The sequence below is a fragment of the Fructobacillus evanidus genome (assembly GCF_963580165.1).
In the GTDB taxonomy this organism is placed as follows: domain Bacteria; phylum Bacillota; class Bacilli; order Lactobacillales; family Lactobacillaceae; genus Fructobacillus; species Fructobacillus evanidus.
The window spans coordinates 12,389-35,709 of sequence record NZ_CAUZLM010000013.1 but is presented as its reverse complement, the minus strand read 5'-3'; the positions used below and the strand labels follow the sequence as shown (position 1 = coordinate 35,709).

Below are 23,321 nucleotides of genomic sequence, written 5' to 3'. Positions count from 1 at the left end.
TATAGCATTGTTTTTTCCAAAGATAATAAATATTAACTTTGTCTTCTTTTGATAATTTAGACATAGTAAAACCCCGAAATTTGGTTGTCCAAATTTCGGGGTTCATATCATAGCTTGGACTTTTCTGACTTAATTTTAGTGAACAAAGTATTCAAGGAGGTCCTCTTCACTGAGGTCCTTTTTTTCTTGGTCTTTAACGTCTAAGACAATCTTACCAGCATTTAAGACAATCAGACGATTGCCATAGGTGAGGGCATCTGCCAGATTATGGGTAATCATCAATGCCGTTAGGTGATTATCGACGACCTGGTGGTTCGTGGCATCCATCAGTTGTGCCGAAGTCTTGGGATCTAAGGCGGCTGTATGCTCGTCTAAGAGCAGAAGTTCTGGCTTAACCTGAATGGCCATCAGAAAGGATAGTGCTTGTCGTTGGCCCCCAGAAAGGGAACCAGCGGCTGTCTGTAAGCGATCCTCAAGGTTGTTGCCCATCTTTTCCGTGATTTCATGATAAAAATCTAGCTTTTGACTAGTGAGGTGACGGTTTCTTAATGTCCGTCTTGAACCACGTTTTTCAGCCAAGAGGAGGTTTTCAGCAACTGTCATCCGGGGTGCTGTTCCCATCTTTGGATCCTGGAAAACACGAGCCAAAAAGGCGGTCCGCTTAACGGCTGGGAGAGAGGTGATGTCTTTACCTTGATGGAAGACAGATCCGGAACTAAGTGCGAGATCACCAGAAATGGCGTTGAACAAAGTCGACTTTCCGGCTCCGTTGGTTCCTAAGACGGTGATGAAATCACCGGGATATATTTCTAGGTTTAGCTGCTTTAAAATTTCGGTTTGATTGCCGACGGTAACGGTCGCATCTTTTAGGGTAATCACGGGCTCAGTCATGGTGCTGTCCTCCTAACTGCAAAATCTTGTCTAATTTCAAATAATGGCGAACTTGTGGCAAAACCATGGCAATCGCCAAAATAACGGATGAAATCAGGTTTAAGTCATTGGTTGAGAAGCCGAGTTGCAAGACGGCCAGCAAAACCAGGCGATAGATAATGGAACCAATGATGACGGCGACCAGACGCTGATTTAATGACAAATCACCAAAGGCAACTTCACCGATAATAATCGAAGCCAAGGCAATGACGATGATACCGATTCCCATGTTAATATCCGCAAAGCCGTTGTTTTGTGCGATAACGGCGCCACCAAAGGCAATCATGGCGTTTGAAACCATTAGACCCATGATGGTCATTTGGTCGGTTTTAATCCCAAAGGCAGCAGCCATTTTGGCGTTATCGCCAGTGGCGATGAAGGCTTGGCCGAGTTCTGTTTGTAAGAACCAGATTAAGGCGAGGGTCATCAAAACAATAATGATTAGGCCCACAAAGACGCCGTCAAAGTATTTTGGTAGACCTTCTAAGAATGGTGACGAGAAGATGGTCTTTTGGTTCAAGAGGGAAATATTGGCAGAACCCATAATGCGGAGGTTAATGGACAGGCAGGCTGTCATGACCAAAATTCCGGATAGTAAAATCGGAATCTTACCTTTGGTATACAAAAGGCCAGTCGCTAAGCCAGCTAGTGCGCCAACGAAGATGGCGGCTAATGTTGCCAGATAGGGGTTGGCCCCGTGGGCAATCAGGGCAACAGCAGTTGCACCACCAAGTGGGAAGGAACCTTCAACCGTCATATCGGCGAAGTTCAGAATTCTAAAGGTTAAAAAGAGGGCGAGGCCCAAAACGGCCCACAAAATCCCTTGAGAAATACTCGAAACAACAATTGACATTAGAAGACCTCCCCAGCTTTTTCAGCCTTTGCAACGATATCGGCAGGCAAAGTAATGCCAAGCGTCTTCGCTGTTTGTTGGTTGATGACGTAATTTCCCTTAGTGACGTTGTAAACTGGCATCGTTGCCGTTTTTTTCTTACCACTAAGGACTTGGGCAGCCATCCGACCAGCCTGATAACCAATTTCATACTGTGAATTAGAAAAAGTAACCAAACCACCGTCTTTCACCATTGAGTCAGCGGCTGGGATTACGGCAACATGTGCTTGGTTAGCGACGGCAACCAAAGTCTTCATCGCCGTGGCAACGCCGTTATCTTGCGGTGCATAAACAGCGTCGACTTGGCCGACCATGGTGGTCGCAACTTGTTGCATGTCATTAGTAGAAGCAATCGTATAGTTTTTGACTTGATAACCGGCCTTCTTTAAGGCCTTGGTCATTTGCTTTGCATTATAAGTGCCACCAGCATCAGAAGAAGTGGAAACGATTCCGATTGTCTTCGCCTTTGGTAAGACTTCCTTGAAAACGGCAATCTGCTTTTCATAAGGAGAGTCACCGCCGACCCCAGTGATATTGCCACCAGGATGAGCATCTGATTTCACTAACTTAGAGCCGCTAGGGTTGGTAATCCCAGCTAGGATAACGGGTGTCTTGCCATTGGCTGCTTTAGCCAAAGAAAGGGCTGCTGGCGTAGCAATTCCAACAGTTAAATCTTCATTTTTATTGGCAAAGTTTTGCGCCATTGTTTTCAAATTAGCTTGGTCCGCTTGCGCGTTTTGGTAGTCGATCTTCACGTTTTTGCCGGCTTTGTAACCACCATCAGCTAGCCCAGCCACTACTCCTTGGTGAATTTGGTCCAAGGCGGGATGAGTGACTAGCTGCAAAATACCCACGGTGGGGATGCCTTTTTTCGAACTAGTGTTGGTGTTGCCGGTGGTGAAAAAGGCAACGACTAGGAAAAGGGCGATGAATGATGTCACGGTTAGTAGACGCTTATTCATTTTTTACTCCTTCAAACTTCTAAGATACTGGCCCAGACAGGTTTTAGACAAAAAGAAAAGCCTGCCTGGGTATTGTGATTAAACCCAAACAGACTTTTAATGAACTGCAAAAGAGCCGGTTGGGACAAAACTGTTGTCACAGCTTGTCCAATCGACGAGCTGCTTTCCTACCGGCGCCACCATTGGCGGTTAGATTGTGAAGCAAACTGACGCATACGCGACTCCTTAAAACATCTAAAAGTTAAGTTAAGCATACAAGACAGGACTAGGCCTGTCAAGAAAAAATGAAAAAATTATCAGAAAAGTCTACAATGAACGTTAAGAGAAGAATTAGTCTTGGAAGAAGCGGAAACGAACGTCTTCAGCTAAGTAATCCTTGTCACCAGCTGGTGCAACAATTGAACCAAATGGCATTTGACCACGCAATGTCCAGTTTTCAGGCAAGTTAAATTCCTTAGCAACGGCTGCATCAATCAATGGATTGTAGTGTTGCAATGAGGCACCAATACCCTCTTCAGCTAGACGCATCCAAACGGCGTAAAGAGAAATACCAACAGCTTCTTCAGCCCAATCAGGGAAGTTGTTAGCGTAAAGTGGGAAGCCTTCTTGCAAGCCCTTGACGATGTTTGTATCAGTATAGAACAGAACAGTACCAAAGCCGGCCTTGAAAGCGCCATCAACCTTGGCCTTCGTAGCAGCAAAGGCTTCTTCATCAGCAGAAACCTTCTTCAATTCAGCTAATGTGATGTCCCACAAACGGTCGTGAGCGGCACCAGTCAAAACAACGGCTTGTGTTGATTGTGAGTTAAAAGCTGATGGTGTGTTTTCAATAGCTTCTTTAATAATTGAGTTAAGTTCTTCAGGAGTCTTTGAAACGTCCTTACCAAGGGCGTAAATTGAACGACGCTTCTTTTGCAAATCTAAAAATTCTGACATATTTCTGTCTCCTTGTTGGTTGTATTTTTTAAAAGTACAATCATATGGTATAATAGTCTTTAGAAAAATACAAGGACTAATTTTTATGAAACCATCATTACGATTAACAAATGCGCTCCACATCCTTGTTTATGTGGCAACTGCGCGACCAACAGATTCATTAAGCTCAGCTACGATTGCGGGATCTATCAATACGAACCCGTCACGTGTACGGGCTCTTTTAGCCGAATTACAGAATGCTAATATTTTGTGTCGACAGGGTCCTTACCCTGGTCGCCCCGTGCTTGCAAAAGATAGTAAGGAAATTACCTTTGCAGAGGTTTTGCAGGCCGTTGAAGACTGTGCGGCAGTTTTTGCCTTGGATAAACATACTAATCCTGATTGCCCAGTTGGTTCGTCAATTGGTTCGGCCCTGTCAAAGTATTATGGTGAAATTGACCAAGCGGTAATGGCCGTGATGGGCGAAATGACCCTTTTTGATTTAGTAGAAGATGTCAAAAAGAACCAAACACTACCCATCTGAAAAATAATTGCGTTATAATGTCTTCTTAACTCAAAATAGAAAGAAGGGAATGCGATGACGGTTGAAACGAATCGAAAGATTGAGGGATTGGTTGTTTTCCTTGGAGGCGCCATTGGAGGCCTATTCCGTTATTTATTGAGCTTTGTTCCAGTAATTGGGGCGTGGCCATTAACGACGATGCTGATTAATTGGTTGGGGGCCTTTTTACTGGCATTTTTGGGCGCTTATTTGGTTGAAAAGATGGAACGGCCGGCATACTGGCAGTCGTTCTTAGGAACTGGCATTATGGGCGGATTCACGACCTTTGGGACCATGATTTTGCAAACCTTCCATCTCGGCCTGCATCAACCATTTTTGGCCTTTTCTTATCTTTTCCTTTCGCTTTTTGGTGGTCTAGCACTGGTGATTGCCGGACAATTGACTGCCCAAGCCGTTTTGAATCCAAATCAGAAGGGAGTTAGTCATGCTTGAAAACTACCTGCTCGTGATGATTGGGGCCGGGCTTGGAGCCCTTTTGCGGTATCTGTTACTGATTTGGTGGCCACAACGCTTTGATTTGTTTACCGGGGTCTGGGCGGTTAATATTCTTGGATCATTTTTGCTTGGTATTCTTTCAAGTATTGGCCAAGGCTCCCATGCCGTCTTATTGACGCAAACCGGTTTTTTGGGTGGATTAACCACCTTTTCAACGATGATGACCCAGGCGAAGCAAAGAGATGGCCTTTTGAAGCAACTACTTTATTTGTTCGTGCAGGTTCTTGCCGGTGCCACCGCTTTCTTCTTGGGCCAAGTCCTAGCAGGGGCCGTTCGTTAGTATGGTAAAATAGCCCTTAGGATTAGGAGCAACTTATGACAAAGAAAACAGCAATAATTGTGGATTCATCGGCGGCACTGCCGGCCGAAATTCGCCGTTCATATGGAATTGAGGAAGTATCAATTCCGATTTTATTTGGCCAAGAAACCTATATGGGTGGCCAGGATTTAACTTCTCTAGCTGATTTGGTCGAATTAATGACTAAAAAAGATGTTTTACCAACGACATCGCAACCAAGTCCAGCCGAATGGGAACAGGCTTTAAACCAGGCGGTCCAGGCTGGCTATACAGAAGCCATCATCATCACCCTGTCTTCAGGAATTTCAGGTGCCTTTCAAACGGCCAAGCTGGTTGCTGATGGTTTCGATGGCCTTGAAGAAATTCTTGTAGTCGATTCTAAATTGACTAACATGGGGCAGGCTAGTCAAGCCTTATTGGCCGCCAAATTAGCCGAAAAGGGTCGCACTTTGGCTGAAATCGACCAGATGCTTGCGGCTTTCCGTGAGGACCTGGGTGTTCGTTTGGTCGTCAACGATATTTCACATTTGAAGCGAACGGGTCGCCTATCTCGTGGACAAGCCCTTATTAGCGGTTTATTGAATATTAAACCAATCCTATCCTTTGACATCGTTGGGGATGGGAAGATTGGCGCCGTTGGTAAGGCACGGAAGATGTCTGGGGCAAAGGAGCAAATCCAAGAAGCCTTTGAAGACTACCTAAGAGCTGCTGATTTTCCGGTGCGAGCCTACATTATTGATGGTAATAATGCTAAATTAGGGGATAAATGGCTGAAAGACTTTCAGGCAAAGTACCCAACTGTTGCCTTTGAACGCGCCAGCATGGATCCTGTCATTGGTGTGCATACCGGTGATGGGGCAATGGCCGTTATTTGGTCACATGACTGGCAGGTTATGGCAAAAGAAGACTGAGATAGCTATTAATAGTAAATAAAAAAGCCAGCCGTTCGGCTGACTTTTTAGTAAGCAGATAAATATTGGTTAATGTCTGACTATCAAGATGGGTTAGGCAACTTTTTTGATACCCAAGGCTGGGTCCAATTCGCCACCGCGGCCAGCCAATGAATAACGCAAGTACTTTTCATTGACGTCGATGGTCATTTCTTCGTCCATTTGATCGGTTGAATAAGGCTTAGCATAGATTTCACCAAGGTTGGAGTCAATTTTGGCACCAAATTCGGACAAATCAGCATCCTTGTTGACGAACAAGAGGTTAAATGACAAAGCCAAAGTGCAGTTTGCTTCGTCTGAGAATGGGCCAACACCATCGTCAAAGTCCAGAACCATCTTGACGTCGTCGCCTAAGAACTTCTGCAAACGCTCAGTTGCTGCTGGTGTAAAAGTCAATTTCATAAAATATTCCTCCAATTCATCTTTAAGTAACAAGATTAGTATATAATGTTTAACAATGTTTGTCAATTGGTATAGTTGTTATTTTATTTATTTTTCTCGATAGGAAGAGAGAAAAATAGCAAGAAAAACACTTTTAAGGGGTTTTATAGAAAAATGGAAATTAAAAAACATGGAAAAACTTACCAGATTGTCTATGAGGTTTTAAATGCTGTGACCCACGGTCTTGGCTTTATCTTAGCCATTATCGCTAGTGTCTTTTTAGCGCTGAAAATGGTCCGTGATGGGCAGACGAGTGGTATTGAAATCGCGGCGGTCAGTATTTATTTGACCTCGGTATCACTGTTCTTACTGGCTTCGACACTTTTTCACTCACTGGTTTTTACTAGGGCAGCCAAGATTTTCCAATTTATGGATCATGCCGGTATTTATTTCGTGATATTAGGGTCCTATACGCCCTATACCTGGTTAGTTTTGAAAGGTGGTTGGGGCATTGGCATCTGGTCCGCCATCTTATTGATGACCATTGCCGGTCTGATTTATGATTTGTTTCTGGTTGGTCGCTTTCCTTGGTTATCTGTCCTGATTTACCTGGTGATGGGCTGGTTAATTATTATTGCCATGCCGTTATTGTGGACTGCTTTATCACCGGCTGCCTTTTGGTTACTATTAGCCGGCGGCGTGGTATACTCTCTTGGAACCATTTTTTACCTCGTACCAAAAATTCCCATGGGTCACGTTTACTGGCATGTTTTTGTGCTGGTTGGTGCCGGACTCATGTACTGCTCAATATATCTAACTCTTTAGATTGAAAGAAGGTCAAAAAGATGGAAAAGCTGGATTATCGCTTTCAAAGTGCCTGGACAGCCACTGCGTTAAGCAACCTAGAGTCGCCAATTGCAATTGAAAAATCAGCTGTTGTCACGGGTGATGACTGGCAGGTTGATTGGACTGATTTTCAAAACACACCGGTCAAGAAGAGTCCGGAAGTGATTGGTGATCAATTTTATTGCCAGGGTCAGCTGATTTTAAACCAGCAAGCTTGGAATGTTGTTCGTTTTCATATTCATGATGGCGCTGAACACCTGATTGATGATCAGCGCGAAGCGGCTGAGATTCACATCGTTTGTCAAAATCAGCTTGGCCAAACCATGGTGGTCGGGGCCTTTGCCGAAGTCGACGAAAAGCATCCTGTCATCTTCGCTCCACTCTTTTCGGAAGAAAAAAAGACCGTCAATTTGCAGGATTTGCTGCCTGTGGAAAAAACGGGCTGCTTTACCTATACGGGTTCGTTAACCACACCGCCGTTGAAAAAAGACATTAATTGGTTCTTGTTAGACAAACCGGTGGGGATAAGTCCTAAAGATTTGGCAACTTTTGCCGAAGCCTATCCGGATAACTACCGGGATTGCCAGCCCTTATCCGGGCGGACGGTGGTTTATCACCACTTATCACCGGTGACTCATTTAAAGTAAGTTCAAAAGCCCTTCGGGCTTTTTTCAATGCCATTGTTTTCTTTTTGATCTAAGACTAAAATTGATAGATGTAAAATGAGCTTCTCTAACAAATGAGGAGCTTCTTTGATTTCATTCGTCATTTAAAAGGGGATTTTTTTTCATGACCAGTAATTCGCAAATGAATTTTTCGCAGATGAAACGGGCGGCCTTGGTCGTAGCGGCCGCACTGTTTATGCAAATGCTTGATTCAACCATTGTCACAACAGCGCTACCACAGATTGCAACTGATTTGAAGGTGGCCCAGAGTACGGCCTCATTACTCGTGTCAGTCTACATGCTGTTTTCCGCCATCTTTATTCCATTATCTGGTTGGCTAGCCAAAAAGGTTCGCCGCAAGAACTTATTTTTGATTGCCGTGGGTCTTTTCACGGTTTCATCCGTGCTGGCCGGGCTCTTTAACAATTTGACCTATTTGTTGGTCATGCGGGCTATCCAGGGGATGTCCGGGGCCTTGATGGTGCCCGTCGGCCGCTTAATTATTTTGGAAAATACGGAACCAAAGAAAATGCTCCAAATCCTGTCTTACCTGGTTTGGCCGGCACTCTTGGCACCGGCCATTGCTCCTTTACTTGGGGGTTACGTCATTGCTAGTTTGTCCTGGCATTGGATTTTCTTTTTGAACCTGCCAATTGGCCTGTTAATCATTTTAACGGGTGCATTCTTTATTTTGGATGATAACGAGCGGGAAGACTTGCCCTTTGATTTATTTGGTTTCTTGCTCGTGGCAGTTGCCGGTGGGGGGCTTTTGATTGCTTCTGAAATTCTTTCACGCGCGCTATCGCTCTTTTTCTGGGGCTTCTTGGTACTGTTCGTAGCACTCGTCTTTTTGGCCTTGGCCTGGCACCATCTTTCAGCTAGCGACCAACCGCTTTTCTCGCTAGAGCCGCTAAAGGTCAAAACATTCCGTGTCTATGAATCGGGTGGATCAATCTTTTGGATGACGATTGGCGCTTTGCCATACCTTTTGACCTTGGTCTTGCAGGTCGCCTTCCATTGGTCACCAATCATGGCTGGAACCTATGTCATCTTTATCTTCATCGGCAATATCGCCATTAAGCCCTTTACCACAGTGATTATTCGCCGCTTAGGCTACAAGTATGCTCTAGTAGTGGCCCTGAGCTTGGCTAGTTTGGCAACGCTGCTGATGGCCGCCTTTCATGCTGATAGCGCCAAGGTCTGGATTGCCTTCGTCGCTTTCGTATCTGGTGTTGGTCGTTCGTTGGCTTTGACGGCTTATAATTCATTGTCTTTCTCGGAACTTTCAAAGGAACAGAAGAATTCAGCCAATACCTTAACTTCTGTCCTGCAAATGCTTTCACAAGCTTTGGGGGTCGGGATTGTCGCAACAATTTTGGCTTTGCTTGGCCAGGTTATGAAAACCACGCTGGCCTATCAAGTAACCTTCTTGATTGTGGGATTGGTTTCCCTGTACCCACTGTTGGAGGTCTTAACCTTGCCAAAGGATGCCGGGGCGCAAACTCTTAGTTAAATTTAATAAAAGAATGCCAAACAGCGCTTTGTTTGGTTTTTTTTATGAAGAAATTTGCTTTTTAGAAGTGGTCTAGTGGATAATGATGAATAACGAAATTGACAATTATTAGGAGGCGCACATGGTAGCAAAGTATCAAGATGATTTTTATCAGGCGGTCAACCAGGAGTGGCTAAATCAGGCCGAAATTCCGGCCGATAAGCCCGTCACCGGTGGTTTTTATGACTTGGCGGATAAGATTGAAGATTTGGAACGGGCCACGGTCAAAGAAATCGAAGCTGGTCAAAAGGCAGTCGCCGCTTTGGACCAGTTCGTTGCCCTCCATCAGTTAACTAAGGACTGGGACCGCCGAGGTCAAGATGAGGCCGGTCAAGTACAGCAATTCTTGCAGCCGTTGCTCAAGATTGAAAACTGGCATGACTTCCAAGCAGCCGAAGGCCAATTGATTTTGGATTCTTATACGACACCACTGGCATTGACGGTTAGTCCTGATTCAAAGAATACGGCGCGTAACGAGTTATGGTTGGCCAATCCGGGGCTGATTTTGCCTGATACGACCAGTTATCAGGATGAAGATAGCAAAAAGGACCTGTTGGCTACCTGGTCAACAATGGTCACTGGGCTCTTGCAACGGTTTGGTTTTGCAGAAAAAGAAGCGCAAAAATTAGTTGATGAGACTTTGGCGTTTGATCAAATTTTGGCGGATAGTGAGAGTTCTCGTGAAACGTTGTCGGATTATTGGAAGAATTACCATCCAACGGCCTTGGCTGATTTGACAGAACAATTCACCGACTATCGGATTGCTGCAGTAATTGAAAAGGTGCTCGGACAAAAGCCAGAAAAGGTCATTATCTTTGATGGGGCGTTCTTCGATAAGGCGAATGCTGTTTACCAAGAAAAGAACTTTGCTTTGATCAAGTCTTGGTCAATTGTTCAAAATATGCTCGATATTGCCAAGTTATTGGGAAATCAGAGCCGAATCGATGCTGGTGTCTTTGGACGGAAGCTTTCTGGTGCCAAGCAAGCGGTTGATGCCGACAAGGCTGCCTTCCGCCAGGCTCGAGCATTCTTTGCCCAAATCGTTGGTCGTTGGTATGGCCAAACTTATTTTGGTGAGGCTGCTAAAAAAGATGTCGAGAAGATGGTCCAGGATTTGATTGGCGTTTATGATGGCCGCTTTGACCAGCAAAAGTGGTTGTCGGCTGCTACGCGAGAAAAGGCCAAGGTAAAGTTGGCTGCCCTGCAAGTCAAGGTTGGTTATCCTGATCAGATTCCTGCCTACTTGGAGAATCGCAAAGTCGATGTTCACAAGTCGCTCTTGGAAAACGTAGAAGACTTTTCTAAGGCTGCGGTGGCCGATCACTTTAGCCAGTGGGGACAGGCACCCGACACGAGTCGCTGGGAAATGCCAGGGGATCTGGTGAATGCCTATTATTCACCTGAATTTAATCAAATTGTCTTCCCGGCAGCCATTTTGCAAGCACCATTTTACGATTACCACCAATCATCGAGCCAAAACTTTGGTGGAATCGGAACAGTCATTGCTCATGAAATTACTCACGCCTTTGACACTAACGGCGCCCGTTACGATGAACATGGAAACTTGAAGGAGTGGTGGACAAAGGAAGACTTTGAACACTTCGAGCAGAAGACACAAGCGGTCGTTGCTGCTTTTGATGGTCAAGATTCAGCCGGTGCCAAAATTAATGGCCACTTGACGGTTTCCGAAAACGTTGCTGATTTGGGTGGAGTTTCCGCCGCTTTGGCAGCTGCTAAGGAACAAAAGGACTTTGATGCCAAAGCCTTCTTTGAAAACTTTGCGACATTGTGGCGGCAAAAGGCATCACCAGCTTACCTTGCTATGTTAGCGAAGATTGATGTTCATGCACCGGCGAAGTTGCGGACGAACGTTATCTTGCCAAACTTTGATGACTTCCACCAAACTTATGGCATTCAAGCCGGGGATGGCATGTGGTTGGATCCTGAAAAGCGAATCCAAATTTGGTAATACGTTGAAGGCTTTTGCTTTGAGATTAGCTGAAGTGGGGCGAGGAGTCCTCATCTCATTATAAAAAATAGAAAAAGTCAGTTACTGATTTGATTGCCTACATTAAATAGGCACGAATTCTAGCGACGGGCTTTTTCTTTTTTGTTTTGCATTCACGGCAAATGGCATTATTTTTGGAATAATCGCCTAAAAATAATCAAAAAAATCAGAAAAAAGACTTGCCACCTGCAATAATTCTTGTTATTATAGAATAGTTGTTTAGCAAACGGGAGTGTAGCGAAGTCTGGCTAAACGCGACGGACTGTAACTCCGTTCCTTCGGGTTCGTAGGTTCGAATCCTACCGCTCCCATTGCCTCGCTTCAGGCAAAATAGAAGCATTGCCCCTTGGCCAAGTGGTAAGGCAGAGGTTTTTGGTACCTCCATGCGCTGGTTCGATCCCAGCAGGGGCAACTAAGACGCCGGTTCAGTGATGAGCCGGTTTTTTTGTCGTCTTTTTTTCTGATTTTCTTAAAAAATCAGTTTTGGTGAGTATCTGATTTAGAATCGTTATTTTTTGAGGGCTTTCGACAATAAAATTCTGTGAGACCCCAAGACATTTACAGCTTTTTGCTTTATAATTGGTCTTGTTTAAACAAAGAATATTTGGAGGCAATTATGGCAAAATTAGCAGTAACTGACTTGGCCGTGAGCGGCAAGAAGGTTTTGATGCGTGTGGACTTTAATGTCCCTATCAAAGATGGTGTGATTGGTAACGATAACCGAATCGTAGCCGCATTACCAACAATCAAGCACGTTATCGCCGAAAACGGCCGTGCAATCTTGTTCTCACACTTGGGTCGAGTCAAGTCAGAAGAAGACAAGCCAGGTTTGTCACTTGAACCAGTAGCAAAGCGCTTGGGCGAATTGCTTGGACAAGAAGTTATTTTTGTTCCTGAAACACGTGGTGCTCAATTGGAACAAGCTATTGCTGATTTGAAGGACGGTCAAGTATTGATGGTCCAAAACACTCGTTATGAAGATGTTCATGACGGTGAACAAGTTAAGCTTGAATCAAAGAACGACCCTGAATTGGGTAAGTACTGGGCTTCACTTGGTGATGACATGTTCATCAACGATGCCTTTGGAACTGCTCACCGTGCCCATGCTTCAAACGTTGGAATCGCTTCAAACGTTGATCAAGCTGCAGCCGGCTTCTTGATGGAAAAGGAAATCAAGTTCTTGGGTGACGCTGTTGATACACCAAAGCGTCCATTCGTTGCCATCATTGGTGGTGCCAAGGTTTCTGACAAGATTGAAGTTGTTCAATCATTGTTGAAGAAGGCTGACAAGGTTATCATCGGTGGTGGAATGGCTTATACTTTCGATGCTGCCAAGGGCAACAAGATTGGAAAGTCATTGTTTGAAGCCGACAAGGTTGACTTGGCTAAGGAATTGATGGCAGAAGCAGGGGACAAGTTGGTTTTGCCAATTGATGCTGTTGCTGCTGACAACTTTGCTAACGATGCTAAGACAGTGACTGTTGATTCAGACGCTGGTATTCCTGACGGTTACATGGGCTTGGACATCGGTCCTAAGTCAATTGACTTGTTCAAGAAGGTTTTGTCAGATGCCAAGACGGTCGTATGGAACGGCCCAATGGGTGTCTTTGAAATGGAAAACTTTGCCAAGGGAACTTTGGCAATCGGAAACGCCTTGGTTGATGTAACCAAGAATGGTGGTACAACCATTGTTGGTGGTGGTGACTCAACTGCTGCCGTGCAAGCTTTGGGTGTTGCTGACCAATTGTCACACATCTCAACTGGTGGTGGTGCATCTTTGGAATACTTGGAAGGTAAGACTTTGCCAGGTATCCAATCATTGACTGACAAGTAAAAAACGATTTGAAACCAAGCCATTTTGTGCTTGGTTTTTTTATACATAAAATCCGAATTTTTCTTAATAAGTCTGTTAAAATAGAAGCTAATTGTGGGAGAGAAAGCGAACAAAAAGTTTAAATTTGTTTGTTATTTATACTCTTTATAAATAGAAGAAATTAGCGTATAATGACAACAACTTATTTTCGAGAGGTGCACCGTGTCAAAAGAGCAATTAGTTAATGAACAAGCCTATTTAGACCAAACCCTGGGAAAGATTACCGATTCCCTGGAAAGTACCAAAGAGGAGATTAAAAAATCCAAAGGGTCACTGGCAGACGTCGCTAGCGCCTGGGACGATGTCCGGGTCAAAACCAGTACCTATTCTGGCATTGTTGAAACGGCCATGTCCGTTCGGCAACAGCAACAAGCCATTGCAGAGCGTGAAGCAGCCCAATCACGGGCTGAAGTCCGCTATCAGACCTTATCGAAGCAAATTGTTAAGCCATATTTTGCTCGTATCGACTTTACTGATCCCAGTGAGGACAATCAAGAGCCTGAATCAATCTATATCGGTTTAGCTTCTTATTCCGATGACAATGGTCGTTTCTACATTTATGATTGGCGGACCCCGGTTGCCTCCATCTACTATGATGGTGGCTTGGGTGATGTCGAATACTTGACGCCAGTCGGCCCACAAAAAGCCGACGTTTCTTTGAAGCGTCAGTTTGAAATTGAAGATGGGGTCATTGTGACTCTCTTTGATACCGAAGAGGCCATCGGGGATGCCATGCTCTTAAACGCCTTGTCCGGTGAGTCTTCCACTAAGATGAAGTCGATTGTCACGACGATTCAAAAGGAACAAAACAAAATTATCCGCAATACGGATGCTGATTTGCTCTTCGTACAGGGGGCAGCCGGATCGGGAAAGACGGCCGCCATTATGCAACGAGTGGCCTACTTGCTTTACCGCTACCGTGGTAAGTTGAACTCTGGCCAGGTCGTGATGTTCTCACCCAACCAGTTGTTCAACGACTATGTTGACCAAGTTTTGCCCGAATTAGGGGAACAGAACCTGGTTCAGTTGACCTTCTTCCAATACGCATCCCGGCGTTTGCCACGGTTCTCGGTTCAAACCTTAGCCGAACGGTTTGAAAAATCAGTGGAACACGAAAAGATTGAGCGGATGCTTGGATCTTTGCAGATGTTTGAAGCAACAAAGGCCTACGCGGAATCCCTCAATGAAAAGGGACTGGCTGCTCGTAGCTTGAATTTCCGTGGCGAACCACTGATTTCCAAGGAGAAAATCCTAGAAATCTACTATCAATATAATAGTAATTACAAGTTGTCACAGCGCTTGGAAGCCACTCAGGATTCCTTGTTGCGGTCACTGCGAGCCCAAGTCAGTCACCAGATGAAGCAGGACTGGGTCGAATTAGCCATTGAAAACCTTTCAAAGGAGGAATATGACGAATTGGTTGGCGCTGGTGCTACCCGTTTGGGAGATGACCAGGAAGGCGACGCCGCAGCAATGACCCGTCGTCACCAACTGGGTGCTGGTCCGCAGGAGCGCGAGTTTAAATCAGATAAGCAGGAAAGAAATTTCTTGGCTAAGAAAATTACGACCCAGGCTTTGCGTCCCTTGGCGAAGAAGATTCGTCGCTCTGGCTTTATCAACATTAACGCGCAGTTCGTTGACTTCTTGAGGGCCTTGCCAAAGTTCTTGTCCCTAGCTGATTTTGGCGTTACAGAAGACGAGTGGCAATCATACTTGAACGAAGTCGTGGCGAACTTGAAGAAGCACGAATTAACGTTGGCAAACACAACGATTTACCTGTATTTGTATGACTTAATTACTGGTAAGCACGGACAACGCGATATTCGCTACCTCTTTATCGATGAAATTCAGGACTATACGCCATTCCAACTGGCCTTCTTGAAGTTCTCCTTCCCAAATGCTAAATTTACCGTTTTGGGTGACTTAAACCAGGCCATTTTCACACAAGACTGGGCAAATAGTCTTGAAGAAGACTTTGCCTCACTCTTCGATCCCGCTAAGGTGGAATTGATTGATTTGACCCAGACCTACCGATCAACGGAACAAATCACGAATTTCTCCAAGGAATTGTTGGCCAATGGCAAAGCGATTGAGGCCTTTAACCGAGAGGGTGAACTGCCAGTCTTGAAGATGGCGAAAACGGCTAACCAGGCTGTTGATTTGGTCAAGGAACAATTGGCTGAAAACGCGGCTGATGGCGAAAAAACGGCGATTATCACTCAGACGCTGGATGCTGCCAGGGAGCTAGCCCAGCAGCTGTCTGACACGAAGGTGACGTTGATTCATTCCGAAAATCAGCGCTTGGCGGCAGGAGCCGTGATTATTCCATCGTACCTGGCCAAGGGCTTGGAATTTGATGCCGTCATCATTTGGCAGGCAGATGCTGCTCACTATGAAAAGGAAGACCAGCAGCGCTTGCTGTATACGGTTGCCTCTCGCGCAATGCACCGTCTGACAATGATTGGTCAAGGCCAGGTATCACCATTGATTGCGGCAGTACCAAAGGACCTTTACGCCACAGTGGAGGATTAAGCATGACAAATTTAGTTGAAAAAATTTATGAGGCCCATCATGGGTCTTTTTTAACGGTTGGAATGACCGGATCCGTTGCGGTCGGTAAGTCGACTTTGGCAGCGGAATTGGCCCAGGGTCTGCAAAAAAAGGGACTTGTGGCCACCGTCATTTCCACCGATGATTTTTTGAAGACCAACCAAGTCTTAAAGGATGAGGGGATTTTTGATCAAAAGGGCTTCCCACAAAGTTATTACTTGCAGGATTTAGTTCAGTTGATTGAAAACTTTCAGGCTGGCATGAAAAATCAGGTTATCAACCGTTATTCGCAGACCTGGGCCGACATTGTACCAGGTGAAAAGCAGAAAATTAGTCGACCGGATGTCTTAATTATTGAGGGTGTCGTGGCCCTTCAACTGCCTGCAGAAAGCCTCGATCAAACAGTGTTTGTGGAAGCGGATATCAGCGATATTAAGGACTGGTACTTGGAACGAAACTTTTTGGCAACGGTGAAGGCAAGCAACCAACCGCAGTCGTGGCGTTACCAGTATAAAGATATGGCAATTAAGGATTTTTACGACCTTGCTTTATCCGTTTGGGAGCAGACAAATCAGGTCAATTATGATCGCTATATTCAAAAAACGCGGGTGGATGCCGACCTGATTTTAAAACTTGATCGCTATCATCATCCAGTTTCATTAACAGTCGGTTCACGAATACGAGGATAGAAGACCGAATGTTCGGAAATTTGACAGGGGCCATTTCCATTGGTAAGATTGTTGCTTGGGTTTAGAATATTAGAAAAATAACAAAATATGGGTTAAAGTATCCATAGGCAACAAATTTTATTTGCACAACAAATGGAGGAAAAACATGGCAGAGAATACTGACATGAATGGAAAACCCATTAATCGCGCGGCTATGATGGCCTTGTTGATGGTTGGGTCTTTTATCATCATTATCATGCAGACGTCATTGGGAACGGCTTTGCCAACCCTGATGACTGCCTTTAATGTCGATACGGCGACGGTTCAATGGCTGACAACCATCTTTTTGATGGTTAACGGTATTATGGTGCCTGTTTCCGCTTTTTTGACAACGAGAATTCCAACAAAGTATCTTTATCTATCCGCTTTGGTGGTGTATACAATCGGAACGGCAGTTGCTTACGTAACGCCGACGAATGCCTTTTGGCTATTGATGGTCGCTCGTGCTTTGCAAGCGATTGCCGCTGGAATCGTGATGCCATTGATGCAGGTTGTGGCGCTAACACTTTTTGATGCCAAGTCCCGTGGTAAGGCATTGGGAATGGTTGGGCTGGTTATCGGAATGGCGCCTGCTATCGGACCAACGTTGACCGGTTGGATTTTGGATTCAAAGCATGATGTTTTGGGGATGACTGTTGGTGGTGACTGGCGGTCAATCTTCGGTATGGTCTTGCCACTGGCTGTGATTGTCTTAGTTTTGTCAACCATTTATTTCCGCAATGTTTTGGAAACGCGTAAGGTTAGTTTGGATATCCGCTCGTTGATTGAATCAACGGTTGGTTTCGGTTTGGTTTTGTTTGGATCAGCCATGGTTTCAAACTATTCATGGACAAACTTTACTTGGGTGTTGGCACCAATGATTGTTGGGGTCTTAGTGATTGCTGAGTTCGTACGTCATCAACTCCACATGGAAAAGCCATTCTTGGACGTTTCTGTCTTTAAAAATAAGCAATTTGCTTTGACGTCGGCCTTGGTTGCCTTGACCTTTATCGCCATGATTGGGGTTGAGATGGTCTTGCCAATCTATATGCAACAGGTTCGTGGCTTGTCAGCCTTAAATTCAGGTCTGACACTCTTGCCTGGTGCTTTGATGATTGGGGTCATGTCACCAATTGCTGGCTATTTCTATGACCTTTATGGAGCAAAACGCTTGGCTGCCTTTGGTTTCGCCATGATTTTGCTGGGGACGATTCCGTTCCAATTCTTGACTGAAACGACACCAACGATTTATATCACGGCCTTGTACATGGTTCGAATGATGGGTGTCGGAATTACGATGATGCCATTGACGTCATCTGCTATGGGCGCTTTGCATCTCAATCAAACGGCCCAGGGAACTGCTGTTAATAACACGGCCCGTCAAATTGCGGCCTCATTGGGGACGGCAATCCTTGCTTCTGTGATGCAGTCACAAATTAATAACAACCTACCAAGCGATTCTCTGAAGACGGCTGATCCGATTGCCTATGGTTCAAAGGCCTTACAGGCCAGCTTGGATGGTTTCCATGCGTCCTTCCTCTTGGCCGCTTGCTTTGCTTTGCTCGCCTTTGCGCTGTCATTTTTGATGCACAAGGGTAAGGTGGAACCAAAGCCTGCAGCAGGAAAGGAGAACTAAGATGATTATCTTTATTCTATTTATTTTCGTTATCTTAGCTTTTGTATCGCTGATGATGATTCAGGATATGAGAAAGCGGATTATTGCTGTTGCTGTTTCTTTCTTAATTGTGATCAGTTCAGTTGTTTTAATCATTGCCAATATGCATGATCATTTTGGCATGAAGGTGCAGACAACGACGACCAAGCAGCAAATCTATTCTGTCCAAGGCCAAAACATCTATGGTGTCTTGTCATACCAACAAATTGGGACATCTGGTAAAGAAAAAATCTTTATCTATCGCGATACGTCAACCAGTACAACACCAACAGTGGCCAAACCCGATTTGAAGACCAAGACGGCTATCCAAAATGTTCAAGGAAATCAGGCCTTTAAGGTAACCACTTCTAAGAACTATGTTTACCGAAACGGCTTCTATAAGTTTATGTTTGCAATCTCAGGTAACAATCATGACTTGAAGTCACGTCAGGTAACCTACCAAGTGCCACCAACATGGTTGGCACTCTCATCACAAGATGGTGAACGTTTGAAGAGCATTGTTTCGGGAATGGCTAACCAGGCAGACTTTATTCAATGGTTCCAGCAGGTTAAGTCACAGTCGCAAACCGATCCGGATGGAGCAGCGCAAACTGCTGTTGCTTATTATCAAAATCTTTTAGCTAATAATCATTAAAAATTAGTTAAAAGGAAGCTGTACTTTTTAATTAAACTAGTATGATTCCACCTAAATTAAGTGAAAAATATTGCTTAGTCTTGATTTCTATGTTACAGTAACAATGTAATTTAGGTTTTGATTTTGATTTGTTTTTTTCGGAAGGCGTCATACCAACAATTCTTAATTACAACTACAATTTTGGGATGACCCAAGGAGAAACAATCATGGAAAAAGGCACTGTAAAGTGGTTTAACAGCGAAAAGGGCTACGGCTTCATCACACGCGAATCAGGCGAAGATGTGTTTGCACACTTCTCAGCAATCCAAGGCGACGGATTCAAGACTTTGGAAGACGGCCAAGCCGTAACTTTCGATGTTGAAAACTCAGACCGCGGTTTGCAAGCTGTTAACATCAACAAGGACTAATTACTTAGTCTTTGTCTAAAAACTCGGGAATTTTTCCCGGGTTTTTTCTTTGGAATAAATTCAATTCAAAGACCAAATGTTGTATAATAGCAAGGAATCTTAATTGTAATAATCAAAGGAGCATGGAAATGGCAAAATTAGTTTTGATCCGTCACGGACAAAGTGAATGGAACGCATTAAACCTCTTTAATGGTTGGATTGACACCAAGTTGTCTGACAAGGGAATTGACCAAGCTAAGCAAGCTGGGGTTCTCTTGAAGGAAGAAGGGTTGGTTTTTGACCAAGCTTATACTTCTGTTTTGACACGTGCTATCACTACTTTGCACTACGCATTGGAAGAAGCTGGCCAATTGTACGTCCCAGAAGAAAAGTCATGGCGTTTGAACGAACGTCACTATGGCGCTTTGCAAGGACAAAACAAGGCAGAAGCCGCTGAAAAGTGGGGCGATGACCAAGTGCACATCTGGCGTCGTTCATATGATGTTTTGCCTCCATTGCTTGAAAACTATGAAGAAACAGTTGAAGTTCAGGGTAAGACTTATCCTGCCTTTGACGCCCGTTACGCTGATGTTCCTTTCGGAGAATTGCCATTGGGTGAAAACTTGAAGGTTACTTTGGAACGAGTATTGCCATTCTACGAAGCCAAGATCAAGAAAGACTTGGAAGAAGGCAAGAACGTTGTGATCGCAGCTCACGGAAACTCATTGCGTGCCTTGGCTAAGCACTTGGAAAAGATTTCAGATGATGACATCTTGAACCTTGAAATTGCTAACGGCCAACCAATCGTTTATGACTTGGCAGATGATTTGTCAATCAAGTCAAAGAAGACGTTGGGCGCATAAAGTCAACAAAAAGCCTGTCTGGGAAGATGATTTCCCCGGTGGGCTTTTTATTAGGATTTTTTAGATAAAGGTAAAAAATATGGAAGAAAAACAGCAAAGGCAGCCGATTTACGACTTACATGAACGGCCTCCGTTTTTTCAATTAATTGGGTTGTCACTACAACATCTGTTTTCAATGTTTGGAGCGACGATTTTAGTGCCGCTTTTGGTTGGTTTAAATCCTGGTGTCGCCCTTTTTTCATCTGGTGTTGGAACATTAATCCACTTGCTAACAACTAAAGGTAAGGTTCCCGCTTATATGGGATCTTCTTTTGCCTTTATCATCCCAATGGCTTCGATGATGAAGACCATTGGCTATCCTGCTGTTGGTCAGGGCGTTGTTTCAGTTGGGATTGTTTACTTGATTATATCCTTGATTGTTTGGCGGATTGGTTCTGCTTGGATTGATAAAATTTTTCCACCAGAAGTTGTTGGACCCGTTATTTTGGTGATTGGTCTCTCATTGGCTGCTACGGCAGCCCAATCAGCGACGGAGCTTAATGGTCACTATGACATCAAGGTCTTTCTAGTTGCTGGCGCAACTTTGTTAATCACGATTTTTGCTAATATGTATCTTGGCGGCTTTTTAGGCCTAATTCCGGTGTTAATTGGCATTATCTTCGGTTACTTGTTGGCTTTGGCACTTGGCTTAGTGGACCTGAGTCCTGTTGCTAGTGCCCACTGGTTTGCGCTACCAAAGTTTGATTTTCTCTTTTCCGGCCATAACGGTCTTTCCTGGCATTTTTATCCAATGGCTGTCTTGACCATGGCCCCCTTAGTTTTGGTGACCTTATCGGAGCATTTAGGCCACTTATTAGTTCTTTCTAAAATTACTGGTCAGGACTTCTTTGAAAATCCTGGATTAAATAAGACATTAGCCGGTGATGGGGCAGCCTCTGTCTTTGCTGGTTTGGTTGGTGGCCCAGCCGTTACCTCTTATGGTGAAAACATTGGTGTGATGCAACTTTCACGTGTTTATTCCGTTTGGGTAATCGGTGGAGCGGCCGTCTTAGCTGCTGGATTTGCTTTTATTGGCAAGTTGTCGGCTTTGATTGGAACGGTTCCTGGTGCTGTCACCGGTGGTGTTGGTTTCATGCTTTACGGTGTGATTGCGGCAGCCGGCTTGCAAGTAATTGTTGATAATAAAGTTGATTATGGGCAAAAGCGGAACTTGATGATTGCTGGTCCAGTCATGGTTGTTGGAATTGGAAACTTCCATTTGGCTCTTGGTTCACAAGTAGACTTCTCGGGCGTCGCATTGGCAACCGTTCTAGGAATCGTTCTGAATTTAGTTTTGCCAAAAGTGGCAAAATCAGACCGCTAAAGTCCTGATTTAATGGAGTTTTATCAACACTTTTCTCATTTTGTTGTTTAATTAGGTTACGATTAAAACAAAATAAAAAATGTTGTGAAATTCCAACAAAGTTGCTTGTATTTGAGAACTTTGACGAGTATTATTGGGGATATATTTTGAGGAGTGCGCCCAACGCCTTGCATCAAAATAAGTTCTTTAGAAAGGAGAAAATCGATGGATGAACCAACATCAACCTTTACTTTGTTGGGTTTGACCTTTAACTGGACAACGATTATTTCAACGCTTTTGGCAATGTCAATCGTGGTCTTGGTAGCGGTTTTGATGACTCGAAAAGTGGGTATTCGTCCAAGCCGAGGGCAGAACGCAATTGAGTATGTCTTAGATTTCGTTCGCGGAATCTTAGGCGACCAGTTGCCGGCCAATTTGGCCCGACAATTCGGTCTCTATTCCTTCACCCTTTTCTTGTTTTTGATTGTTGCAAACGAGATGGGCTTGCTGTTGCAAGTTAAGATGGGTAATGGCGTTACTTATGTTAAGTCGCCAACAGCTGACCCATTATTTGCCTTTACATTGGCGATTATGTCGTTGATGCTTGCCCACGGAACAGGTGTGAAGACACTTGGTTTGGGTGGCTATCTGAAGAACATGTTCTTCGAACCCTATGTTGCGATGTTTCCTTTGAATGTGGTTGAGCAGTTTACGAACTTCTTGACGCTTGCTTTGCGGCTCTTTGGAAATATCTTTGCCGGCGAATTGATGCTCAATTTGCTTGCAAGCATGGCTTGGGGAACTCACCTAAACGGGTTCTGGATTATCCTAGCCTTCCCATTGGAAATTGCATGGCAGGGATTCTCACTACTAATTGGTGGAATTCAAGCCTATGTCTTTGTCATGTTGACTGCTGTCTTTACGGCTCAGTTATCTGGCAATGAATAGGATTGACTTGGTCTGGCACAGCGTTAGGCCACACGCGGGAGCGTTATCATCCAAACCGAAAGAAAAAAACGCGGAGCGTTTTAGCATTAAAGGAGAATTACAATGGATTTACACAACTTAGGCGTAATCGCAGCCGGGATTGCCTTTGCGGGATCTGCCATCGGTGGTGGTATCGGGGTCGGTGTGATGTACTCACAGTTCTTAGCTGGAATGTCTCGCCAACCTGAATTGGCTAACAAGCTTTTGTCACGTGCCTTCTTGGGATTGGCCTTGGCTGAAGCCACACCAATTATCGTTTTGGGTATGGCCTTCACACTTATCAACAAGTAATAGTCCCAGAGGGAGGAAAAAATGATGGTTCCAACACTATCAATGACAAAGGCCATGCCTTTAGGTGATATGGTCTTCATTATCGTCGCTTTCCTTACTCTGATGGTCATCTTGAAGCACGTTGCTTACGGTCCTTTAACTAAGGCATTGGATGCACGTGCAGATAAAATTAACAACGATTTGGATAGTGCCCAAAAGGCAAACGAAGATGCAGCCAAGTTGGCTGCACAACGCGAACAGGAATTGGCTGAAGGAAAAGACCAAGCCAGTCAAGTGATTAGCGCTGCTAAGAAATCAGCTAAGGATCAGTCAGAAGCTCTCTTGAAGACTGCTAATGACCAGGCCTTAAGCTTACGTAAAGCAGCTGAAAATGATGCTGATCAGTTGAAGACTGAGGCGTTGACTTCTGCCAAGAAGGATGTTGCAGACTTGTCTGTAACGATTGCATCTAAATTGATTCAAAAGAATTTATCTGCTGATGATCAGCGGTCTTTGATTGATGCCTATTTGGCAGACTTAGACCAGCAGTAAGGGGG

Annotated in this window: 24 protein-coding genes and 2 tRNA genes; 21 read left to right on the top strand and 5 right to left on the bottom strand. The window is 44.5% G+C overall.

The genetic code is table 11. The annotated features are described in order from the left end of the window. Positions 1–135: 135 nt before the first annotated feature. The 4 genes from AABI08_RS08020 to AABI08_RS08005 form a co-directional block, all read right to left on the bottom strand. Positions 136–891 (bottom strand): ABC transporter ATP-binding protein, encoded by a 756-nt coding sequence (locus AABI08_RS08020; protein ID WP_338344343.1) that lies wholly within the window; start codon positions 889–891, stop codon positions 136–138. Further along, entirely contained in the window at positions 884–1,783 is a 900-nt protein-coding gene (locus AABI08_RS08015; RefSeq protein WP_338344344.1) for an ABC transporter permease, read from the bottom strand. Before AABI08_RS08015 ends, AABI08_RS08020 begins: the two co-directional genes overlap by 8 nt. After that, positions 1,783–2,784, bottom strand: a complete 1,002-nt coding sequence (gene trpX, locus AABI08_RS08010) for a tryptophan ABC transporter substrate-binding protein (protein WP_338344345.1) — start codon at positions 2,782–2,784, stop codon at positions 1,783–1,785. The genes AABI08_RS08015 and trpX overlap by 1 nt, the downstream gene beginning before the upstream one ends. A gap of 330 nt (positions 2,785–3,114) precedes the next feature. Then, positions 3,115–3,720 carry a nitroreductase family protein gene (locus tag AABI08_RS08005; protein WP_338344346.1) on the bottom strand — a complete coding sequence of 202 codons (606 nt, stop codon included), beginning with the start codon at positions 3,718–3,720 and terminating at the stop codon, positions 3,115–3,117. A gap of 85 nt (positions 3,721–3,805) precedes the next feature. Here AABI08_RS08005 and AABI08_RS08000 point away from each other — a divergent pair, with 85 nt between their 5' ends. Genes AABI08_RS08000 through AABI08_RS07985 form a run of 4 tightly spaced genes read left to right on the top strand, consistent with a single transcriptional unit; the run spans position 3,806 to position 5,986 of the window. Beyond that, positions 3,806–4,243 carry an Rrf2 family transcriptional regulator gene (locus tag AABI08_RS08000; RefSeq protein ID WP_338344347.1) on the top strand — a complete coding sequence of 146 codons (438 nt, stop codon included), beginning with the start codon at positions 3,806–3,808 and terminating at the stop codon, positions 4,241–4,243. A 54-nt stretch (positions 4,244–4,297) separates the two neighbouring features. Next, positions 4,298–4,714: a fluoride efflux transporter FluC gene (locus AABI08_RS07995; RefSeq protein WP_338344348.1), complete on the top strand. Its 417-nt coding sequence runs from the start codon at positions 4,298–4,300 to the stop codon at positions 4,712–4,714. Next, the gene (locus AABI08_RS07990) at positions 4,707–5,057 is read left to right on the top strand and encodes a fluoride efflux transporter FluC (protein ID WP_338344349.1); all 351 of its coding nucleotides are present in this window, start codon (positions 4,707–4,709) and stop codon (positions 5,055–5,057) included. The genes AABI08_RS07995 and AABI08_RS07990 overlap by 8 nt, the downstream gene beginning before the upstream one ends. Before the next feature lie 35 nt (positions 5,058–5,092). Continuing rightward, on the top strand, positions 5,093–5,986 hold the full coding sequence (locus tag AABI08_RS07985; protein ID WP_338344350.1) for a DegV family protein: 894 nt from the start codon (positions 5,093–5,095) through the stop codon (positions 5,984–5,986). A gap of 93 nt (positions 5,987–6,079) precedes the next feature. Here AABI08_RS07985 and AABI08_RS07980 read toward each other — a convergent pair whose 3' ends face one another. Beyond that, positions 6,080–6,427: an iron-sulfur cluster biosynthesis family protein gene (locus AABI08_RS07980; protein WP_338344352.1), complete on the bottom strand. Its 348-nt coding sequence runs from the start codon at positions 6,425–6,427 to the stop codon at positions 6,080–6,082. Positions 6,428–6,580: 153 nt separating this feature from the next. Here AABI08_RS07980 and trhA point away from each other — a divergent pair, with 153 nt between their 5' ends. The 17 genes from trhA (at position 6,581) to atpF (ending at position 23,316) form a co-directional block, all read left to right on the top strand. Next, entirely contained in the window at positions 6,581–7,231 is a 651-nt protein-coding gene (gene trhA, locus AABI08_RS07975) for a PAQR family membrane homeostasis protein TrhA (protein ID WP_338344353.1), read from the top strand. A gap of 20 nt (positions 7,232–7,251) precedes the next feature. Then, entirely contained in the window at positions 7,252–7,899 is a 648-nt protein-coding gene (locus tag AABI08_RS07970; RefSeq protein ID WP_338344354.1) for a carbonic anhydrase family protein, read from the top strand. Positions 7,900–8,041: 142 nt separating this feature from the next. Further along, on the top strand, positions 8,042–9,430 hold the full coding sequence (locus AABI08_RS07965; protein ID WP_338344355.1) for an MFS transporter: 1,389 nt from the start codon (positions 8,042–8,044) through the stop codon (positions 9,428–9,430). A 121-nt stretch (positions 9,431–9,551) separates the two neighbouring features. Further along, complete coding sequence (locus AABI08_RS07960) at positions 9,552–11,438, top strand: M13-type metalloendopeptidase (protein ID WP_338344356.1); 1,887 nt, start codon at positions 9,552–9,554, stop codon at positions 11,436–11,438. A gap of 267 nt (positions 11,439–11,705) precedes the next feature. Beyond that, positions 11,706–11,788: transfer RNA gene (locus tag AABI08_RS07955), tRNA-Tyr, on the top strand. 29 nt (positions 11,789–11,817) lie between these two features. Next, positions 11,818–11,889, top strand: a tRNA-Gln gene (locus AABI08_RS07950). A 204-nt stretch (positions 11,890–12,093) separates the two neighbouring features. Next, entirely contained in the window at positions 12,094–13,311 is a 1,218-nt protein-coding gene (locus tag AABI08_RS07945) for a phosphoglycerate kinase (RefSeq protein ID WP_338344357.1), read from the top strand. Positions 13,312–13,512: 201 nt separating this feature from the next. Further along, entirely contained in the window at positions 13,513–15,882 is a 2,370-nt protein-coding gene (helD, locus tag AABI08_RS07940; protein ID WP_338344359.1) for an RNA polymerase recycling motor HelD, read from the top strand. A 2-nt stretch (positions 15,883–15,884) separates the two neighbouring features. Beyond that, complete coding sequence (locus AABI08_RS07935) at positions 15,885–16,589, top strand: nucleoside/nucleotide kinase family protein (RefSeq protein WP_338344360.1); 705 nt, start codon at positions 15,885–15,887, stop codon at positions 16,587–16,589. A gap of 145 nt (positions 16,590–16,734) precedes the next feature. Then, positions 16,735–18,243, top strand: coding sequence for an MDR family MFS transporter (locus tag AABI08_RS07930; RefSeq protein WP_338344361.1), 1,509 nt, complete (start codon positions 16,735–16,737; stop codon positions 18,241–18,243). A gap of 1 nt (position 18,244) precedes the next feature. Beyond that, positions 18,245–18,916, top strand: a complete 672-nt coding sequence (locus AABI08_RS07925) for a DUF4811 domain-containing protein (protein WP_338344362.1) — start codon at positions 18,245–18,247, stop codon at positions 18,914–18,916. Between the two features lie 206 nt (positions 18,917–19,122). Next, on the top strand, positions 19,123–19,323 hold the full coding sequence (locus AABI08_RS07920; RefSeq protein ID WP_047975175.1) for a cold-shock protein: 201 nt from the start codon (positions 19,123–19,125) through the stop codon (positions 19,321–19,323). Between the two features lie 128 nt (positions 19,324–19,451). After that, positions 19,452–20,165 carry a 2,3-diphosphoglycerate-dependent phosphoglycerate mutase gene (gpmA, locus tag AABI08_RS07915; RefSeq protein WP_252773339.1) on the top strand — a complete coding sequence of 238 codons (714 nt, stop codon included), beginning with the start codon at positions 19,452–19,454 and terminating at the stop codon, positions 20,163–20,165. 79 nt (positions 20,166–20,244) lie between these two features. Then, a complete protein-coding gene (locus AABI08_RS07910; RefSeq protein WP_338344363.1) occupies positions 20,245–21,528 on the top strand; it encodes a solute carrier family 23 protein in 1,284 nt (427 codons plus the stop codon). 204 nt (positions 21,529–21,732) lie between these two features. Beyond that, positions 21,733–22,455, top strand: coding sequence for a F0F1 ATP synthase subunit A (gene atpB, locus AABI08_RS07905; RefSeq protein WP_047975172.1), 723 nt, complete (start codon positions 21,733–21,735; stop codon positions 22,453–22,455). Between the two features lie 102 nt (positions 22,456–22,557). Continuing rightward, positions 22,558–22,785, top strand: coding sequence for an ATP synthase F0 subunit C (gene atpE / locus AABI08_RS07900; RefSeq protein WP_047975171.1), 228 nt, complete (start codon positions 22,558–22,560; stop codon positions 22,783–22,785). 24 nt (positions 22,786–22,809) lie between these two features. After that, the gene (gene atpF / locus AABI08_RS07895) at positions 22,810–23,316 is read left to right on the top strand and encodes a F0F1 ATP synthase subunit B (protein WP_421823475.1); all 507 of its coding nucleotides are present in this window, start codon (positions 22,810–22,812) and stop codon (positions 23,314–23,316) included. The last annotated feature ends 5 nt before the right edge of the window (positions 23,317–23,321 follow it).

What these genes read in the sequence shown, in the direction of transcription:
- AABI08_RS08020 (WP_338344343.1), bottom strand. Translation starts at nt 891, where the DNA reads ATGACTGAGCCCGTGATTACCCTAAAAGATGCGACCGTTACCGTCGGC.
- AABI08_RS08015 (WP_338344344.1), bottom strand. Translation starts at nt 1,783, where the DNA reads ATGTCAATTGTTGTTTCGAGTATTTCTCAAGGGATTTTGTGGGCCGTT.
- trpX (WP_338344345.1), bottom strand. Translation starts at nt 2,784, where the DNA reads ATGAATAAGCGTCTACTAACCGTGACATCATTCATCGCCCTTTTCCTA.
- AABI08_RS08005 (WP_338344346.1), bottom strand. Translation starts at nt 3,720, where the DNA reads ATGTCAGAATTTTTAGATTTGCAAAAGAAGCGTCGTTCAATTTACGCC.
- AABI08_RS08000 (WP_338344347.1), top strand. Translation starts at nt 3,806, where the DNA reads ATGAAACCATCATTACGATTAACAAATGCGCTCCACATCCTTGTTTAT.
- AABI08_RS07995 (WP_338344348.1), top strand. Translation starts at nt 4,298, where the DNA reads ATGACGGTTGAAACGAATCGAAAGATTGAGGGATTGGTTGTTTTCCTT.
- AABI08_RS07990 (WP_338344349.1), top strand. Translation starts at nt 4,707, where the DNA reads ATGCTTGAAAACTACCTGCTCGTGATGATTGGGGCCGGGCTTGGAGCC.
- AABI08_RS07985 (WP_338344350.1), top strand. Translation starts at nt 5,093, where the DNA reads ATGACAAAGAAAACAGCAATAATTGTGGATTCATCGGCGGCACTGCCG.
- AABI08_RS07980 (WP_338344352.1), bottom strand. Translation starts at nt 6,427, where the DNA reads ATGAAATTGACTTTTACACCAGCAGCAACTGAGCGTTTGCAGAAGTTC.
- trhA (WP_338344353.1), top strand. Translation starts at nt 6,581, where the DNA reads ATGGAAATTAAAAAACATGGAAAAACTTACCAGATTGTCTATGAGGTT.
- AABI08_RS07970 (WP_338344354.1), top strand. Translation starts at nt 7,252, where the DNA reads ATGGAAAAGCTGGATTATCGCTTTCAAAGTGCCTGGACAGCCACTGCG.
- AABI08_RS07965 (WP_338344355.1), top strand. Translation starts at nt 8,042, where the DNA reads ATGACCAGTAATTCGCAAATGAATTTTTCGCAGATGAAACGGGCGGCC.
- AABI08_RS07960 (WP_338344356.1), top strand. Translation starts at nt 9,552, where the DNA reads ATGGTAGCAAAGTATCAAGATGATTTTTATCAGGCGGTCAACCAGGAG.
- AABI08_RS07945 (WP_338344357.1), top strand. Translation starts at nt 12,094, where the DNA reads ATGGCAAAATTAGCAGTAACTGACTTGGCCGTGAGCGGCAAGAAGGTT.
- AABI08_RS07935 (WP_338344360.1), top strand. Translation starts at nt 15,885, where the DNA reads ATGACAAATTTAGTTGAAAAAATTTATGAGGCCCATCATGGGTCTTTT.
- AABI08_RS07930 (WP_338344361.1), top strand. Translation starts at nt 16,735, where the DNA reads ATGGCAGAGAATACTGACATGAATGGAAAACCCATTAATCGCGCGGCT.
- AABI08_RS07925 (WP_338344362.1), top strand. Translation starts at nt 18,245, where the DNA reads ATGATTATCTTTATTCTATTTATTTTCGTTATCTTAGCTTTTGTATCG.
- AABI08_RS07920 (WP_047975175.1), top strand. Translation starts at nt 19,123, where the DNA reads ATGGAAAAAGGCACTGTAAAGTGGTTTAACAGCGAAAAGGGCTACGGC.
- gpmA (WP_252773339.1), top strand. Translation starts at nt 19,452, where the DNA reads ATGGCAAAATTAGTTTTGATCCGTCACGGACAAAGTGAATGGAACGCA.
- AABI08_RS07910 (WP_338344363.1), top strand. Translation starts at nt 20,245, where the DNA reads ATGGAAGAAAAACAGCAAAGGCAGCCGATTTACGACTTACATGAACGG.
- atpB (WP_047975172.1), top strand. Translation starts at nt 21,733, where the DNA reads ATGGATGAACCAACATCAACCTTTACTTTGTTGGGTTTGACCTTTAAC.
- atpE (WP_047975171.1), top strand. Translation starts at nt 22,558, where the DNA reads ATGGATTTACACAACTTAGGCGTAATCGCAGCCGGGATTGCCTTTGCG.
- atpF (WP_421823475.1), top strand. Translation starts at nt 22,810, where the DNA reads ATGGTTCCAACACTATCAATGACAAAGGCCATGCCTTTAGGTGATATG.